The following is a 16957-nucleotide window of genomic DNA, read 5'->3' on the forward strand; positions in this document are numbered from 1 at the left end:
AGGTTAATTTAAAAACCCGACACATGCTGCAATAGCGAACGACATATAGTTGAGCAGTGAACCGAACTTAGCGAAGTAGACCGGCAGAGGCAGGGTGGCGCATAGGACGTGCGCCACCGGCAATTGAGCCATGGACGGCGAATTTGCCGGGAACCCTGCCGGAGCCGGTCGGATGAGTGTTAGTTCGGTCTGCGAAACTATCCCCAAGTGAGCGGTGCAGCAGGTGTCGGGTTTTAACCGTAACCTAACTTTAAACAGTAAAACAAATATCAAACCACAGCAAAAGACACTGGTATCTTAACAAGCAAAGGTTACTTATAACGTATACAACAACTAAATTACAATCTAACAGGAATTTGCCCCCCAAGAATAACTCCTTCCGGACTGACATCACATTTTCTGGCATAAATTTCTACGCCAGTGGTAGCTGCTAATGAAAGGGCGTGGGCAAACTGGGGGTCTTTATCCCCATGGGGCTTAAAGCAGCCAGCATCGCTACGTTGAACTACAAACATTACCACTGCGCGATAGCCCCGTTTAACCGCCTCAATTAGTTCCAGGACATGTTTGGCGCCCCTTTCTGTTGGGGCATCGGGAAACTTGGCTATGCCGTTTTCCACCAATGTCACCGATTTTACTTCCAACCAACAATCGCTGGCACTGCCGGCTTGTAAAAAGAAATCAAAACGGCTGTGGCCAAAGGAATGTTCACTTTTTACATTTTGGTAGCCACTTAACTCGGTCAGCTGGTCACTCAATAGTGCTTTTTTGATAATCCGGTTGGGCAGCAGTGAGTCTATTGAAACCCAATTGCCCTGATACTTTACTAACAATAATTTATAGTCGGTACGGCCACCGGGTGCAGAAGGGGTTAAAATTACCTCGGCACCTTTAACCAATAACTCTTGCATGCGGCCAGAGCTGGGAACATGAGCGCGGTAATGGTTGTTATTTTTTTCCACAGTTGCTACAAATCTATTTTCACGTTTAACAAAGGTAGCATATATTATAGTAGTAGGGGTTTTTATATTTATCATAGCAATACTTGTTTATCATATAATGTATGATGGTGTCAAGACTACCAGCAATTGCTTAAAGGGTACAGCAAATAATTGTTGAATAGTGTTAGGGGTAATACATAAATACGAAAGGGAGTTTTTTTGTGCGCTATCATTTATACCCTACATTTGCTGTAGACCATGAAAACTTTGAAAAGGCGTTGCCGGTGGCTCTTAATTTATCAAAAAGGTTTAATTTACCTTGCCGTTTCTGGCAAAGCGGCGATTTGTATGCCATTTCTTTTAAGGATCAAGCTATTAACCACGGTTTCTATTATTCCCACAAACACGAGAGTGAACTGATTGCTAATTTAGAAAGCCAGATTGATTTTCAATTGCTTTATGCTAAGGAAGAAGCCTTTGAAAAGGGAAAAGAACTGGTATAAAAACGGGCTGACGCCCGTTTTTATACTTCAATCTTCCTCTTCCACAGTCCATTCATCTTTCCAGCCCATTATTTTACTAATCTTTCGCGACTTGCCATTGATAAACCCAGTGGCAAAAGCATCGGCATCCCGCTCGGCTCTTTCATCATTATTGATCAGATAGTTATTAACAAATTGATATCGATGTCGCAGCTCATGTACCAAAGCATGTAGTGAATACAACTGTTTACTATGTACATCATCACCGTCATCTGTTTGGGCAAATACGCAAAGATATGCCACATCACCAACAGGATCATAGCTACCTTCTAATTGTCCCGAAAACTCCTCTAACGTAAAATTCAAACAATTGGGGTAGTACCTAAGCATGTCAAGCCGTGTTTCATAAACAACAATTTTAGCTGGTTTATAATCCTTACCCAACAGTTTAACAATACTCTCGATTTGCTTGTTGGTAATAATATTTTGTCTATTGACAATCTTCATTTCAAATTACTTCCTTTAAACATGGGATACAGAAAAACCGGGTAACACCCGGTTTTTGCGTTACAACATTCAGAATTCATTATTGCACTAATCCACATATTCAAATTCAAACTCCAGCACCCTTACAATATCGCCTTCTTTGGCACCTGCTTCTTCCAATGCTTTATAGATACCCATTTTGTCCATAATCATACCTAACCTCTGCACCGATTGCTCGCTATTCAAATCAGTCATAATCAAGTGCTTTTCTATTTCCTTGCCAGCAATTACAAACACATCCCCATCCTTTTCCAATGTGAACTTAGGTTCCGGTTTGTAAGTAACCACTTCCTCTTCCGGTGGCATCAAGTCCAGCTCTTCTTTTGGTATTTCAGTTAACATTTGAGCGACCCTTAACAATAACTCATCTAAACCCTGACCAGTAACCGCTGAAACTGGGAATATTTCATATTTAGCACCCAGTTCCGCCTTTAAGCGTTCTAGATTTTGTTGAGCTTCGGGGATATCCATTTTATTGGCAGCAATCACCATTGGCCTACTGGCAAGCCTTTGGTTGTATTTTTCCAGTTCTTGGTTAATAACATAAAAGTCTTCCACTGGGTCTCGACCCTCGGTGCCAGCTGTGTCAATGACATGAATTAACACCCGATTGCGTTCTACATGCCGTAAAAATTCATGTCCCAGACCAATGCCGGTATGGGCACCTTCAATTAAGCCAGGGATATCGGCCATTACAAAGCTGTCGCCATCAGCAACCCGCACCACACCCAAATTGGGAACAATGGTAGTAAAGGGGTAATCCGCTATTTTCGGTTTAGCCGCTGAAACACTGGATATAATTGTTGATTTACCGGCATTGGGAAAACCCACTAATCCAACATCGGCAATCAATTTTAATTCCAAACTAATCCATAGTTCTTCCCCCGGTTCCCCTTTTTCTGCTATGGTGGGGGCTTTATTTTGGGCGGTGGCAAAACGCATATTACCCCGACCACCTCGGCCACCTTTAGCCACCATCACCCTTTGGCCGGGCTTATTGATATCGGCAATAAATGCGCCAGTTTCAGCATTTCTGACGATGGTACCCACCGGTACCCTCAGAACAAGATCCTCCCCAGAATGTCCATGCATACCTTTGCCCATGCCGTGTTGGCCTCGTTCTCCTTTAAAATGGCGTTTGTATCTAAAGTCCACCAGCGTGTTAAGGCCTTCGTCGGCCACTAAATAGATGCTGCCACCCCGGCCACCATCGCCACCCCAGGGGCCACCTTCGGGAACATATTTTTCTCGGCGCATGGCCACACAGCCACTGCCGCCGTCTCCTGCTTTAACATTTATTTTCGCTTTATCGTAAAACATTTAATCACCCATCTATATTATGTACTTATTTTTTAATTATAGACTTTCACGGGGCAATGATAAATGAATTTCTGCCTGTTCAGCTTTGATCACTAAGCTAACTTGTATTCCATAGGCTAATAAACTGCGACAGTATTTCAAATTGCTTTCTAAGTCAGCCACTATATCAGCCGACAAGCCCGGTAAGCCGAATTTACAGTGTATCTTCTTTTCTAGTTCAACCACGTTTAAAGTTAATCGCCTATCTTCCACTTCAGGGGGAGATAGAAGCTTTATCGCCTCGTTAATACATTCCTCCACCGCAGTAGCAATAATATTTCCTGGAACGCTACAATCAGCAAACTTTGTATTAATATTGAAGTCAAATTCGATTAGGTGCGTATTGGCTTCGTTTGTAGCAATATACAAAACAGCCTGTAGCTCTGGCACCTGCAATCTGCTAATTGCACTAAAGGTGCCCATTTCTGCACACACTTGGTTGATATAGTCTTGGGCACGTTCTGGTTTTTTTAGCTGCAGCAGACCAGAAATAACCTGAAAGTGGTTTAAAAAGTCATGTCTTTGCACTTGAATAACTTCCAGCAAACCGGGTATTTTCACAAAAATCAACCCCTAAAACTTTTTACCAGCCATTGGGAAGTTATTCAACAAATTATTTAGTTTTCCCTTTAATTTATCCCATAGAAAACTGGCTTCCACCAAGTTTTTGGCGGAAGCCTTTGGTTACCTGTACTATCTTTATATTTTTAAAAAAGATAGTACACATATTTTTATAGTTTTATACTTTATGTAAGCGATACAAAAACCGACCTCATTCGAGGTCGGTTAAAACTTATTGAGCAACAGCAGCATCATTTACGATAATGCTAACTTGCTTTCTATCTCTACCTTTACGTTCAAACTTAACCACACCGTCTACCATTGCAAACAATGTGTCGTCTCCACCTTTACCTACGTTATTACCAGGGTGGATTTTTGTACCACGTTGGCGAACAATAATGCTACCAGCGCTTACAAACTGACCATCTGCACGCTTGACTCCAAGCCGTTTCGATTCTGAATCCCGGCCGTTCCTGGAACTACCGACACCTTTCTTGTGAGCCATTAATCCCACCTCCTTTTATATTTGAGGTTCTATCGAAATTTACCTATTATGCTTGAATGCTTTTAACTACTACCTCGGTGAACGGCTGACGATGACCTTGCTTACGGCGGTAGTTTTTCTTAGGCTTGTATTTGAAAACAATAATCTTTTTGCCTTTACCATGGCGAACCACTTCAAAGGTTACCTTAGCACCTTCTACGTTGGGGGTACCAATTTTCAGTTCCCCATCTTTTTCCACCATCAATACACGGTCGATTTCAAAGGTTTGACCAGCTTCAGCTGGTAACTTCTCGATAAAGAGAGTATCGCCCTCTTGAACGCGGAATTGCTTACCACCAGTTTCTAAAACTGCATACATTACTCTACACCTCCCCTATTTTTAGGACTCGCCGAGCAACATGGGCAGACCCCATGGGGTCATTTAGGAACCCATCCCGTGCGGTGGTCGTAGGCTAGCACCTACATCTCAACATTTTATCACAACCAGGTGTTTTGTCAAGAAGTTATCAATGTTTGAAGTTCTAAGTGCCTTCTTAACGTTATTCCACTAGTCTAGCCTTAGCATAGGTTCTAAACACTTTTACAATCTCCACCAAAACTGTTTTGCCCACCAATGTTCCGGCTCCTTCAATATCTAAGATGTAGCCGTTTAGCCTGGCAATGCCGTCTTTATTGTTACTGACATGGGTTTCTTCCACTTGAACTTCAATAGTTTGCCCCGATTGCACTGGTATAGTTACTACCTCTTGCTGGTCATAGAGGGGTTTCACCACCACTTCCTCAATATGGTAGTTATCATAACCCCGGATAAACAGATTTTTGCCAATAACCTTTTCCAATTCCTTTAAAACCGTGCCCCCGGTACCAATAAGTTTAGCAGCCACCAGGGGGTTAGCTTCCACCATAATGGTATCCGCTGTGGTTCGCTTGGCCAATTGATAAATTTCATTCTTTAAATTTATGGCCACCGTCTCTTCAGATAACACTTTGCCCCGCCCTTCGCAATAGGGACAGGATTTTTGCATGATTTCGTTTAAACTGGGGCGCACCTTTTTACGGGTCATTTCGATCAAACCCAGTTGGGTAAAGCCCAACACGTTGCCTTTGGTTTTGTCTTTCTTAATTTCTTCTTCTAAAGCCTGAATCACTTGCTGGCGGTGTTCTTCTTCCATCATGTCAATAAAATCTATGATGATTATGCCACCAATATTGCGCAGTCTAACTTGCCTAGCTATTTCTACGCAGGCATCTAAATTAGTTTTAAGTACAGTGTCTTCTAAATTTGTGTTGCCCACATACTTACCAGTGTTAACATCTATCACCGTTAAGGCTTCGGCTTGATCTATCACTAAATAGGCGCCACATTTTAACCACACTCTGCGTTTCAGTGCCCGATGCAGTTCTGTTTCTATACCATAATCTTCAAAGATGTTGTCTCTTTCTTCGTAGGCAACTTTAATCTTTAACTTAGGGTCAATAATATCCAACAGTTCATTTACCTTTTCATAGGTATCCCGTGAATCTACAGTTAGTCTGTCAACATCTTCGCTAAAGACATCCCTGAGGATTCTTTGAACTAATTCTAAATCGCGATGTAGCTGGTTTGGCACCGAACCACGTTTAGACTTATAATCAATTTTTTGCCACAACTTATTCAACACTTGCATATCATGTTCAATTTCATCTTCATCCATACCTTCAGCAACGGTGCGCACAATTACGCCCATCCCCTCCGGCTTCACTCTAGCGGCAATTTCTTTCAGCCGCTCCCGTTCTTTTTCGTCTTCAATACGCCTCGATATGCCAATATAATCTACGTTGGGCATCAATACCAAGTAGCGACCCGGCAACGTAATGTGGGTTGTTATTCTGGGGCCTTTACTACCTATGGGTTCTTTAATAATCTGGACAATAATTTCTTGACCTTTTTTTAAAACGTCCATTATGTTAGGCCCTACCCCATGGGGATGATCGGTACGCTGCGGTATCGCATCCTCTACATAAAGAAAGGCGTTTTTTTCCAAACCAATATTTACAAAGGCCGCCTGCATCCCAGGCAGCACATTTTCCACTCTACCTTTATAAATATTGCCCACCAGGCGTTGGCTTTGGGACCTTTCAATTAGTATTTCTACCAACTGTTTATCTTCTAAAACCGCAACCCTGGTTTCCTCTTCGGTTACATTCACTATAATCTCTTTATACATTTTTATCCTCTCCTGAGGTAAAACTCACGCTCAGGTACGTTTCACCTAAACTGTCATGCTTACCATAATTCTTTATTAGCTTCACCTTCACTATAAACACCAATTCTAGTTATGTTGCAATAGCAATCATCAATTGGTAAACCAACCATTTGCAGTTGCTTTAACAATTCTTCCGGTTTTACATTGCCATTGCTACCAGTGCGCAATTCAGTTTCAATTACAATGATGTTATCGGTCACTTGGCCCTTTAAATTGAGCACCCCGGGTCTAATGTCCACCACTTTAGTCTTACCCTTTGTTACCCGTTCAATAGGTAAACTTTCACTACTTAAAAGTGCGGTCACCGCTTTGTCTACCTGTTGTTGATCAATGGCAGCCTCGACTTCGCACTCTATCCGATAATCCGCACTATTAACCCTAGCCATTAGTGGCTTTTCCTTGATGCTTTCATCCACTCGCCTTACATCCAGCACTTTAATTCCGCTGGGCAAACTGTCATTCAATCTATTTAGTATATCTTCGGTTTTTAAATCCTCTGTCAGTTCAATGTCCATAAATTCTTTCTCACCGGAAACCCCCACTGCCAATGGCACCGCAAAACTAATTTTAGGATGTGGATTAAAGCCCTGGGAAAAGGCTAATGGTAATTCTGCCCGCCGGCAAGACCGTTCAAATATTCTGTTTAAATCAAGATGTGCCACATATTTGGCCGCCCCTGTTTTAGAAAACATAATTCTATACTTGGCCATCGTCATTACCCCCTAGCACTAGCGGTTCTATATCCATGCTGGGGCACAGGCCACAACCAGGGCACTTACCTCCACGGCAGTCAATGGTTGGTTGCTCTTTAATTGCTCTTTTATGCTCCAAAGATAGATAACGTTTACTAACTCCAGCATTTAGATGATCCCAAGGCAACACATCCTCATAATCATAACGCTGGTAGGCATACCACTTGGGATCCAAACCCACATCTGCAAAGGCCTTTAACCATAAATCATACTTAAAGCACTCGCTCCAACCGTCAAACCGACAACCCAGTTCATAGGCACGGGACACAACAGCACACAATCTGCGATCACCCCGAGCCAGCGCCGCCTCTAAAAAGCTGGTGGATGAATCATGGTAGTTAAATGAAACAAACCGATCCTTCAGTTTGCTCTTTAGATATTGCTGTTTGTTCTTTAGTTCTTCCAAAGTGTCTTGGGGTTCAAATTGAAAGGCTGTATGGGACTTAGGCACAAAGGACGAAGTACTAACGGTCACCTTTAGGCGACCGCGGCTTACACCCTTTTCTAAACCGGCCTTTACCACCGCTTTGGCCATATCAGCAATACCGTCCAAATCCTCGTAAGTTTCTGTGGGCAGTCCAATCATAAAGTACAGTTTAATGGCATGCCAACCAGATTCGAAAGCTGCGGAAACTGCCTTTATTAAGTCTTCTTCTGTTACCCCTTTGTTGATAACGTCCCTTAACCGTTGAGTACCAGCCTCCGGGGCAAAGGTTAGGGTAGAACGGCGCACCTTTTGCACCTCTTTAGCTAAATCAATTGAAAATGCATCTACTCGCAACGAAGGCAGCGAAACATTTACCCCTTTACCGGAATGTTGATCCAAAAGACCGGTGATCAGCGGGCCAACCTTTGAATAATCGGCAGTGGACAGCGAAGTTAAAGATATTTCATCGTGGCCAGTACTTTTAATAATTTCTTCTGCCTGTTTCATTAATGTTTCCGGAGTTTTTTCTCTAACCGGACGATACAATACCCCGGCCTGACAAAAGCGACAACCCCGGGTACATCCGCGCTGCACTTCCAGCATTACCCGATCATGAATGGCACCAATGTTCGGCACTATTGGTTGGTTAGGAAAGGGAGCATTGTCCACATCCCGCATTAGTCTTTTGTTTATCTTAGCCGGAACATCTGGTTGTTTTGGCGTGACAGACTTTATTTTGCCACTTTCTAAGTATTCAACCTCATAAAGTGACGGCACATAAACGCCCTCAATTTTAGCCAACTTTAACAGCAGTTGCTGTCTAGTTAAATTGGCAGCGCGGGCATCCTTATAGGCGTCGAGCATTTCATTAATTACTTCTTCGCCTTCGCCCAGTACAACCAGATCAAAGAAATCTGCAATTGGCTCTGGGTTAAAAGCGCACGGTCCCCCAGCGATAACCAGTGGCATGCTTTCATCCCGGTCACTACTCTTTAAGGGTAGACCAGACAGGTTAAGCATATTTAAAATATTGGTAAAGGTCATTTCGTACTGTAGTGTAAAACCTAAGATATCAAAATCCTTTACTGGTCGCCTTGATTCTAAGGTAAATAATGGAATATCGTGCTTGCGCATTAGCTCTTCCATGTCTACCCAGGGAGCAAAGGTGCGCTCCATTAATGCATCCTGACGTTGGTTTACCAGGTTATAAATTATTTGTAGGCCTAAAAATGACATTCCCACTTCATACACGTCGGGAAAGGCAAAGGCCATATGCACATCCACTGAATCCCAATCTTTAGTAACGGAATTCCATTCTCCCCCAGTATAACGTGCCGGTTTCTGCACCTGGGGTAATAGTCTTTCCAATTTTTGCTGCATATATAAGGACCTCCCCTGCTAAAACAAAACAATGGCATTGTTTTTAGTATTGCCATTTGAAAACATTTAAAATATCCGTAACTGTAAACATTCTACAATAATTTATATTTCCCTGCATAGCAGCTATGTATCAATTATGATTTGGGAATTAGGACTTTTGCCCGCCAAAGAAATTTCACATTTAAAATTCACAATTCATAATTTCATTTATTTGACAATTCGCCCCACCGGATAGTCCATGCCGTTGGTTAATAACGCATCCACCACTTCAGTTTCACTTAGCAGCGCCTTGTATTTCATTTCTTCATTTAGCAGTAAAACCAGGTGGAATTTTTGTGGCACAAAGGTTTTGCTAACCTCCCGCAGCGGAACATTTTCTAAAGTCACTATCGTTTCAGCAGGCATTACCCCACTTTCTGCCAGTTCTCTTTTTTTCTGGGTCAGTTGACGAACAAACAGATAGGGGGCAGCACTCTTTTCTTTGGTGGCGGCATAAAAGATGAATAATCCTAAAATTAGCAAGTCTAAACCACTGATACCAATCATTAGGCCTAAGGTTGCCAAAGCGGTAATTAGCACTGCCCAGGCTTGGCCCATGGCGGTACACAGGTAGGTGGCTTGTTTTAATCCCATCCAGGGAGCAATATAGGCCCTAAGTACCCTCCCCCCATCAAGGGGTAGCGCCGGTAGCATATTAAATAGCGCTAGCATAATATTACTCTGAATAAAAAAACGCCCCAGCTCTTCATCCCAAAAACTACAGTTGCGCATACCCAATGCTAAACCAATCAGCACTAGATTGGAAAGTGGCCCCGCCAGGGCCACTATAATTTCTTTTTTGGTATTTAAAGCCAAATCGCTGCCCAAGCGGGCCACGCCACCAAAGGGTAACAGTTCTATTTCTAGTACCTTTACTCCCATGCGTATGGCGGTGACGGTGTGGGCCAATTCATGAAGTAATACCACCGCAAACAAAATTAAACCTTTGTCCAAAATACCGGCAACAAAAAACAGGCTGAGTTGAAATATAAACCAGCCGTTTATATACAGATCGATGCCGTGAACCCGCCCCACTTTCATATTACTCACCCCTTCAATCGTTGGTAACTTGTAGCTTGCTAAGGGGGTCTACCAATTTGTTGTTTTCTCTAATCTCAAAATGAATACCGGTTTCTGTAGCACTTTCACCCTCAGCCACCACACCGATCACTGTTTCCACATTAACCTGTTGATTTTCTTTAACCAGTATTTCTTCCATGCCAGCGTATAGCGTGTAATCTTGCGAGCCATGATCCAGCAATACATAATTGCCCAGCGCTTTATCTGCACCCATTCTGGCCACTTTGCCTTTGCGGGAGGCTCTGACATAGGTGCCCGCCTCACAACTGATGAATACGCCGGAGTTAAATTGTTCTAACCCATCATCATCCGTTATCCAACCATAGCGCTTAGTAACCTGTCCCGAAACTGGCAATGCATATTCGCCAGTTATTTTGGGAGCCAACACCGGAGTGGTGCCAGGCACATCGTTAAAAAACGGCATATCCATATTGACCGCCCTTAAACCTAAAGCAACTGCTTTATCTAATGCCGGTTGAAAGTTCCACTCGGTGGTTAGAGCATATCGCAAACCATCCCGGGCCTCCACCGCCATGGGGTTATCACTTTCTCGCACCGATATTACCACCAGCAACAAGGCAAAGGCCACCACTGCGCGGTAGAAGTTTGTTAATCGCCCCCTTGGTTTTTTCCTATTGTAGCCCTTCTGGCCACTGTAGCGATAATATGACTCCCAATCATCAGAATTTAAACGGTTATAGTTGCTATAATTTTTGCTGGTATAGCTATTACTATAGTTATATGGGTAGTTATTAAGAGTATTTTTTTTACCAATCTTTATTTTAGGCAGTCTAGGTAATTTGGGAAATTTGAAATTCAATTTTGAGCCCCCCTGTTATATTTAGTACCGTTACATTTCTATCGGACAACTTGTCAATACAATATATTTTTCATGGGGGCAGAATATGACCAGCCCAGAGGCAATTTTGAATTTTGAATTAGGAATTTGGCATTTTCCGTAGTGGTCGGTTTCCATGCCGACCCTCCAAAGCAACATCAGTTTGTACCAGCGGGCAGGCGTGGAAACCTGGCCCTACTTGCAAAACAGCCTATCCTGCTATAAATATAGTTGTTAAAAAAGCTCCAGACCAAAATAAAATGTCCTTTACAAAGGGTACACTTTAAAAGGTCCAGAGCTTCTTAATTCAAAATTCAACATTCCTAATTCATAATCAATTTATTAAAACACCAATTTCTTCCTTCGGATGTAGACGTTTTGTAGTATGCCGATGGCAATCATGTTGGTTAACATTGAACTGCCACCATAGCTGAATAATGGCAAAGGCAAACCGGTTACTGGCATAATACCTATTGCCATTCCTACGTTTACCAACACATGGAAGGTGAGCATAGCCACTACTCCTGTTGCCAGCAACGTGCCAAAGGTATCTTTCGCCTGTGAGGCTATTTTAATCCCCCGATACATGACAATGAAGAACATTACCAACACTACCAGTGTACCAATAAATCCAAATTCTTCACCCACCACTGAAAAGATAAAGTCGGTATGTTGTTCCGGCAAAAAGTTAAGCTGATTTTGGCTACCGTTAAAAAGCCCCTTGCCAGATAATCCCCCAGAACCAATGGCAATTTGGGATTGAATAATATGATATCCGTCACCCAACGGGTCACGATAGGGGTCTACAAATATGGTTAATCTGTCCACCTGGTAATCATGCAGTGGTATCCAGACTTTATCGGGATATTTAAAATATGCACTCAGCCAACCGACACCCACTAACCCACCGCCTGCAATTAGTCCGCCTAAAATTTTGGGGTTAGCCCCAGCCATAAACAGCATGCCAAACATAATGGCTATAAACACTAATGATGTTCCCAAATCTGGTTGCATAAGAATTAACAGCATTGGAAAGCCAATAAAGGCAAAGGCCGGTATTAAGTCTCTAATTGTGTTAAGGCGCCCCTCTTTGTTGGCCAAAAAATTGGCAAAGGTAATAATAATGATTACTTTAGCAAATTCCGACGGTTGTAACACAAAGGGGCCAATGGCAATCCAACGTTGGGCACCAAGGGCAGATTTGCCAAGAAAAACAACGGCTAATAGCATAATTATGTTAATGGCGTACAACATTTTAGTATATTCTGGCCAGTCTTCATAGCCAATGGCGATTACCAGTGACATTATGGCTAAACCAAAACACACCCAAATGGCCTGTTTAATTACAGTTCCCATCGCATCTAAATTCAGTCCCATTATATAGTCAACTTCATCACCTAAATGTACCGGCGTGGTTACATGGGTGGCACTGGCAATGGTAATCAGGCTAAAGCAGATTATCAACAGAACGGTACCTAACAATACATAGTCCATTCTGCGCAATACTCTTTGATAAGACATTTTTTCCTCCTACTGGGCTATCTTTCTTTGCAAATCATTATTTTATTTTACAACAGGCACGTTAAAAAACCAATAGTAAGACAATGGGAGCAATAAAAAGAGGCCTTACGGCCCCTTTCTAGCTTGTTCTTTTCATCTTCTTCACTGGTATATTTGCCACTAACGCCACTTGTGTATCATTACTATCCAAATTTACTTCTAGCGCACCTTCGTCTATTTCCATGTATTTTGATATGACAGCTATTAAATCTGTCTTTAAGGATTGAAGCAATTGGGGTGATACGTTGGCTCGGTCATGAACCAATACTAAGCGTAGGCGTTCTTTAGCGACATTTTTACTGCTATTGGTTTCTTTCCCAAAAACGCGGCTTATAAAATCTGCTAACAATTTTCCCCCTCCCTTTACTTCAAGCCAATTATTCTTTTTAACGCATTCATGAAGCCGCCGCCCTCGGCTTCCATGTTCATTAGCGGTACGTTTTCGCCTTTAATTCTTCTGGTAATATTGCGATAAGCTTGGCCGGACAAAGACTTTTCATCACGTACCACTGGTTCCCCATTGTTGGTACTAATTACCACCTGGTCATCGTCAGGCACTACCCCTAGTAAGTCAATGGCTAAGATTTCGATCATGTCGTCAATACTCATCATGTCGCCAGCCTTAACCATCCGTACCCGTAAGCGGTTGATAATTAATTTAGGGTCTCTTAATTCTGACGCTTCCAGCAAACCAATAATTCGATCGGCATCCCTGACTGCAGAAACTTCAGGGGTGGTAACTACAATGGCCCTTTCTGCACCAGCAATGGCATTCTTAAAACCCTGTTCTATTCCTGCTGGACAGTCAATAATTACATACTCAAATTCTTTTTTAAGTTCTTCACAGAGTTCTCTCATTTGTTCCGGCGTTAGTGCTGTTTTATCTTTGGTTTGTGCTGCCGGTAATAAATGCAAACCTTCTAGACGCTTGTCCTTAATAATGGCCTGACGAAGCCGGCAATTACCATTGGCAACATCAACAATATCGTAAACAATACGGTTTTCTAAACCGAGCACAACATCCAAATTTCTTAAACCGATATCAGCATCCACCAGCACCACTTTATGACCAAGTGCTGCCAGACCTGTGCCGATATTTGCAGTGGTGGTGGTTTTGCCCACCCCTCCTTTACCGGAGGTTACCACAATTACTTCCCCCATACTGCTGTTTCCCCCTTACGTAAAGCGATAGTCATGGGTAATTTAAAGCTATTTATTCTGCCTTTAAGGCGCTAAAAGCTTCAATTGTTACAACGCCATTTTTTACGCTGGCCACCTCCGGCGAGGTAGGTAGCGCGGATATTTCATCATCCGGTGCTCTGGTAATATGATTGGCAATTCGCAATTGGGTCGGTAACAGTTTAAAGGCCACCACCACCGAACTTAAATCGCCACCAGCCCCAGCATGTACCACACCCCTAACTGAGCCCATCACGATCACGTCACCGGTGGCTACCACTTCTGCCCCCGGATTGACATCTCCCAACACTACTACATTGCCATCATAGGAAATACTTTGACCAGAACGCAGCGTGCGCTGCACTAGGATTGTGTTATCGTCATAAAAGGTATCCAAATCTGTTTGCTCATGATTATCCTCGTACAACGCCAAAACCTCCTGTACTTTGACTGAATATACAATTCTACACATGTAAACCAAATCCTGCTAGTTAAAACACAAAAATAACGGGTTTTTACCCCGCTATTCTTGGATATTCCTGGTTATTCTTATTTTATGTGACAAATTGTAGTTGGATTATTCCTCGGCAGTATAGACGATTTTACCCTCCATCAGTTCGTCGGAACCAAAATATGCTGCCAATACATCGTGAACCACCGGTCCAGCTCCACTGCCACCGTGGGCTCCATGTTCCACCACAGCGGCCACAGCAATTTCTGGATTTTCTACCGGAGCAAAGGCCACAACCACCGCATGGTTATCTTTGCCCTTTACTTCGGCGGTACCAGTCTTGGAGGCTACTTCCACTGGTAAATCAGCAAACAATGGATAGGCAGTTCCGCCCGGCAGGCTTACCCGATGCATACCATCACGAATAATGGCTAAATGTTCTGGCGACACATCCACCTGATTGATTACTTTAGGGCTAAACTTTTTTATGGTTTTCCCTTGATGATCCTTAATTTCTTGCACCAATCGAGGTTGGTAAACTGTGCCTCCGTTAGCAATAGCTGCAGTATAAGTAGCCAACTGCAACGGCGTGTAGTTATTTATGCCTTGGCCAATGGAAGAAATTACTGTGTCATAATTATGCCACACCAAATCATAGTTGATGGCCATCCGTTGGTTCTGCAGTTGTCTGCGTAACTTTGTCTTTTCTTCATCAGTTTCAGCGGCGGCAATTAATGCTTCATATTTTTCTTCCAGTTCTTGCAGATCTGCCTGTTGTTTATTATTCAAATACACCTTATAAAGATTATATTTTTCCCCCGCCGTGGGTACGGTGCCGACCTGTTCATTGGGCAAATCAATACCCAGTTCTACACCTAGCCCAAATTGTTTGGAATAATCTGCAATGGCACTTTGGCCAATTTTTAAACCATAGGTATAAAAATATGTGTTACAAGAAACCTGAATGGCTTTACGCAAATCCACTGCACCATGACCACCGGCCTGCCAGTCGTTAAACCTTTGTCCATCCACCGTTACATAGCCAGGGTCACTCATTTTGGCATCGGGATTTATAACACCAGTTTCCAAACCTGCCGTTGCCACCACCATTTTATAGGTAGAACCAGGGGGGTAGGCACTTAAAGCCCGATTAATAAAACGCATGGCGGCAGGATCATATAACTCCTCTATTTCTACCTGGGTGATTGGTCTAGTGAACACCTCTGGGTCAAAGGTGGGGTAACTGGCCATGGCAATAACACCGCCAGTACGCACATCCACCGCCACCACCGATCCCCACTTGGCATCGGGATATTTACTTTGCAACGTTTTGATTTGCGCTTCCAGACCGGATTCAGCTGCTTTTTGTACTTTATGATCTATACTTAAAACCAGATCACTGCCCGGCACCGATTGAGAAATTCCTAAATCCCGTATCGGCCTAGCTTGGGCATCTACCTCCACTTGTCGAGCACCGGCGGTACCGCGCAAATACTCCTCGTATTGATATTCTAGCCCAGCCTGCCCAAACTTGTCCCCCAAACGATAGCCTTTATCTTTTAGTTTATTTAGTTGACTTTCTTGAATTTGCTGCACATAACCCACCACATGGGCGGCAATGGGTCCTTGGGGATAATTGCGCACCGGTTCCACGTCTATAACCACACCGGGTAATTCTAATCTGTGCTGTTCTATTTCTAACACCGTTTCCAATGGTACGTTGGTAGAAATTTTTATCGGTTCATACAAGCGCAAACTTTGAGCGTCTAATTTCTCTTGAATTTCCTCCACCTGGATGTCTAATATTTTAGCTAACCTTTCAGCCACTTCAGGAGTGTTTTTTAAGCCTAAATAAACCAAAGAAACGGTGTAAACTGGCTTGTTACTGACCAGTTTAGTTTTGCCGTCACTGGCATAAATCTCTCCCCGAGGTGCTTCTATAGGTATTAACCGCATATGGTTTTGCTGCGCTTTGGTTTTAAATTTTTCTACCTGGTAAAGCTGCAGGTAAGCCAATCGGCCAACAAGAATGGTAAAAACCAATACTACCAGCACTAACATAACTTTACTATTTCTTTTTAGTAATTTACTTTCCATTTCATTACCCCTTCTAAATTTCGGGCATTTTCAGCAGGCCTTTGGTATTGGAATGATAAAAGCGTCCGTAAAATATCGGTGTCAAAATGGCATTGTAAAATGCCACTGGTATTATCACTTGGAAAATTGCTGACATGGGAGCAGTTTTAATCCCAATAAATAACAATATCAAATAATACACCGTTTGTCCAACGATGCTGCCCACAAAGGTAACTGTTGTGGAAATGATAATACTCTCCTTGTATAAACTGGTTTTCCCAATTCCCACCACATAACCGGCAGCCATTTTAGAAAGGGCATTTAATCCGATATAATGGCCAGTTAAAAAGTCTGTTAACAAGCCGCCTAAAAACCCCAAATAGGCCCCCTCACGCGGGCCATGTATAAAACCATAGTAGATCACCACTAACAGTACTAAATCGGGTTTAACGCCAAGAAACCTAACAAAATCAAAGATGGTGGCCTGTAATACCAGTGCCACCCCTAAGATTCCTGCAAGTAATAATACACGCAA

18 protein-coding genes are annotated in these 16957 nt (G+C 42.8%); 1 reads left to right on the forward strand and 17 read right to left on the reverse strand.

Features of this window, described 5'->3' with window-relative positions; genetic code table 11:
- Window positions 1–338: 338 nt before the first annotated feature.
- Window positions 339–1037 (reverse strand): DNA/RNA nuclease SfsA, encoded by a 699-nt coding sequence (gene sfsA / locus V6C27_00260; GenBank protein ID MEG6614865.1) that lies wholly within the window; start codon window positions 1035–1037, stop codon window positions 339–341.
- A gap of 125 nt (window positions 1038–1162) precedes the next feature.
- Here sfsA and V6C27_00265 point away from each other — a divergent pair, with 125 nt between their 5' ends.
- Window positions 1163–1444, forward strand: coding sequence for a hypothetical protein (locus V6C27_00265; GenBank protein MEG6614866.1), 282 nt, complete (start codon window positions 1163–1165; stop codon window positions 1442–1444).
- A 27-nt stretch (window positions 1445–1471) separates the two neighbouring features.
- Here V6C27_00265 and V6C27_00270 read toward each other — a convergent pair whose 3' ends face one another.
- From V6C27_00270 to mreD, 16 genes are all read right to left on the reverse strand, one after another.
- On the reverse strand, window positions 1472–1930 hold the full coding sequence (locus V6C27_00270; GenBank protein MEG6614867.1) for a hypothetical protein: 459 nt from the start codon (window positions 1928–1930) through the stop codon (window positions 1472–1474).
- 87 nt (window positions 1931–2017) lie between these two features.
- On the reverse strand, window positions 2018–3289 hold the full coding sequence (gene obgE, locus V6C27_00275) for a GTPase ObgE (protein ID MEG6614868.1): 1272 nt from the start codon (window positions 3287–3289) through the stop codon (window positions 2018–2020).
- 36 nt (window positions 3290–3325) lie between these two features.
- A complete protein-coding gene (locus V6C27_00280; GenBank protein ID MEG6614869.1) occupies window positions 3326–3889 on the reverse strand; it encodes a Spo0B domain-containing protein in 564 nt (187 codons plus the stop codon).
- A 232-nt stretch (window positions 3890–4121) separates the two neighbouring features.
- Entirely contained in the window at window positions 4122–4394 is a 273-nt protein-coding gene (rpmA, locus tag V6C27_00285; GenBank protein MEG6614870.1) for a 50S ribosomal protein L27, read from the reverse strand.
- Between the two features lie 46 nt (window positions 4395–4440).
- A complete protein-coding gene (gene rplU, locus V6C27_00290; GenBank protein ID MEG6614871.1) occupies window positions 4441–4752 on the reverse strand; it encodes a 50S ribosomal protein L21 in 312 nt (103 codons plus the stop codon).
- Between the two features lie 181 nt (window positions 4753–4933).
- The gene (locus tag V6C27_00295; GenBank protein ID MEG6614872.1) at window positions 4934–6601 is read right to left on the reverse strand and encodes an Rne/Rng family ribonuclease; all 1668 of its coding nucleotides are present in this window, start codon (window positions 6599–6601) and stop codon (window positions 4934–4936) included.
- A gap of 59 nt (window positions 6602–6660) precedes the next feature.
- Complete coding sequence (locus tag V6C27_00300; GenBank protein MEG6614873.1) at window positions 6661–7350, reverse strand: TIGR03936 family radical SAM-associated protein; 690 nt, start codon at window positions 7348–7350, stop codon at window positions 6661–6663.
- Window positions 7337–9199, reverse strand: a complete 1863-nt coding sequence (locus tag V6C27_00305; protein MEG6614874.1) for a TIGR03960 family B12-binding radical SAM protein — start codon at window positions 9197–9199, stop codon at window positions 7337–7339. The genes V6C27_00300 and V6C27_00305 overlap by 14 nt, the downstream gene beginning before the upstream one ends.
- 207 nt (window positions 9200–9406) lie before the next feature.
- A complete protein-coding gene (locus V6C27_00310) occupies window positions 9407–10279 on the reverse strand; it encodes a M50 family metallopeptidase (GenBank protein ID MEG6614875.1) in 873 nt (290 codons plus the stop codon).
- 13 nt (window positions 10280–10292) lie between these two features.
- The gene (locus V6C27_00315) at window positions 10293–11138 is read right to left on the reverse strand and encodes a M23 family metallopeptidase (protein MEG6614876.1); all 846 of its coding nucleotides are present in this window, start codon (window positions 11136–11138) and stop codon (window positions 10293–10295) included.
- 360 nt (window positions 11139–11498) lie between these two features.
- Window positions 11499–12677: a rod shape-determining protein RodA gene (gene rodA / locus V6C27_00320; protein ID MEG6614877.1), complete on the reverse strand. Its 1179-nt coding sequence runs from the start codon at window positions 12675–12677 to the stop codon at window positions 11499–11501.
- Window positions 12678–12795: 118 nt separating this feature from the next.
- A complete protein-coding gene (minE, locus tag V6C27_00325; GenBank protein MEG6614878.1) occupies window positions 12796–13065 on the reverse strand; it encodes a cell division topological specificity factor MinE in 270 nt (89 codons plus the stop codon).
- 14 nt (window positions 13066–13079) lie between these two features.
- Window positions 13080–13877 (reverse strand): septum site-determining protein MinD, encoded by a 798-nt coding sequence (minD, locus tag V6C27_00330; GenBank protein MEG6614879.1) that lies wholly within the window; start codon window positions 13875–13877, stop codon window positions 13080–13082.
- Between the two features lie 52 nt (window positions 13878–13929).
- Complete coding sequence (gene minC, locus V6C27_00335) at window positions 13930–14322, reverse strand: septum site-determining protein MinC (protein MEG6614880.1); 393 nt, start codon at window positions 14320–14322, stop codon at window positions 13930–13932.
- Window positions 14323–14472: 150 nt separating this feature from the next.
- Window positions 14473–16443: a penicillin-binding protein 2 gene (gene mrdA / locus V6C27_00340; protein ID MEG6614881.1), complete on the reverse strand. Its 1971-nt coding sequence runs from the start codon at window positions 16441–16443 to the stop codon at window positions 14473–14475.
- Between the two features lie 13 nt (window positions 16444–16456).
- Window positions 16457–16957 carry a rod shape-determining protein MreD gene (mreD, locus tag V6C27_00345; GenBank protein ID MEG6614882.1) on the reverse strand — a complete coding sequence of 167 codons (501 nt, stop codon included), beginning with the start codon at window positions 16955–16957 and terminating at the stop codon, window positions 16457–16459.

It is taken from the genome of Peptococcaceae bacterium 1198_IL3148 (assembly GCA_036763105.1).
GTDB lineage: Bacteria > Bacillota > Desulfotomaculia > Desulfotomaculales > Desulfohalotomaculaceae > JBAIYS01.